Here is a 1,231-nt window from a genome sequence, read left to right on the forward strand (position 1 = left end):
CACCGCCGCAGGGGAGAGAAGCTGCAGGTCGTTGCTGTTGTTAATTTCAAGGGGGGCAGCGGAAAGACGACGACGGCCGCACACCTTGCGCAACATCTGGCGCTAACCGGGCACCGTGTACTGGCCATCGACCTTGACCCACAGGCTTCGCTGTCGGCCCTCCACGGCATCCAACCCGAACTCGACAAGAATCCGTCGATCTATGAAGCGATCCGCTACGACGACGAGCGGAAGCCCATCACCGACGTAATTTTGCCGACAAACTTTCCAGGCCTTGAACTTATCCCTGCATCGCTCGAATTGCAGGAATATGAGTACGACACTCCACTGGCGATGCAGGATAAGAATTCCGTCGCCGGCAGGACGTTTTGGAATCGCATCGAAAAGGTATTGCAGGAGGTCGATGACCGTTATGACGTGGTCGTAATCGATTGTCCGCCCCAGCTCGGCTATTTGACACTGACTGCTCTGTCGGCGGCGAGTTCGGTGCTGATCACTGTACATCCGCAGATGCTCGACCTGATGTCGATGTCGCAGTTCCTTCTGATGCTCGGCGACATCCTGAAGACAATTCGCGAGGCGGGCGGCGAAGTAGATTTAGATTGGTTCAGATATTTGATCACTCGATACGAGCCGACCGACGTCCCGCAAGCCCAGATGGTCGGATTCATGCAGTCAATGCTCGCGTCGCAAATGCTCAAGACGCCGATGTTGAAATCGACCGCTATTTCGGATGCTGGGCTGACGAAGCAGACGCTTTATGAGGTCGAGAAATCCGGGATGAATAGGGCAACGTACGACCGCGCCATGGAGTCGATGGAAGCGGTTAACGCGGAAATCAGAGAACTAATCCACGGGGCATGGGGACGTGCGAAATAGACGGCCGTCTAAGTCAGGTTTTAATGCAATGAAATCAGATGAATGACCCAAATTTTGGGACGCTGAAATGGCAAGAAAGCACATTTTCGACAATTTGATGCGGGAATCCGCGCCCGAAACGGCAGAAGATGGCGAGCCAGCTTCCCGGTTTCGCAAATTCGGAGCGGCGAGGTCCATCTCATCGTCGATCGATGAACTGGCCAGGCAAGCCTCCAAGCTCGCCGAAGGCGAAACGGTTATTGAAATTGATCCCGACTTGGTCGACAGGTCATTTGTGCCTGATCGCATGAGCGTTGATGAGGACGACGCATACCACGAACTGCTGGAGGCCGTCAGGGAGAGGGGACAGGAT

1 protein-coding gene and 1 pseudogene are annotated in these 1,231 nt (G+C 54.8%); both read left to right on the plus strand.

Going from position 1 to position 1,231, the window contains the following annotated elements:
* Window positions 1–879, plus strand: an 879-nt coding sequence (gene repA, locus EOA24_RS38490; RefSeq protein WP_127410854.1) for a plasmid partitioning protein RepA, incomplete at its 5' end; no start/stop codon positions are given.
* Between the two features lie 67 nt (window positions 880–946).
* Window positions 947–1,231 (plus strand): annotated as a pseudogene (locus tag EOA24_RS38495) (plasmid partitioning protein RepB); the annotation flags it as partial.

The sequence above is a fragment of the Mesorhizobium sp. M2A.F.Ca.ET.039.01.1.1 genome (assembly GCF_003998035.1).
Taxonomy (GTDB): Bacteria; Pseudomonadota; Alphaproteobacteria; order Rhizobiales; family Rhizobiaceae; genus Mesorhizobium.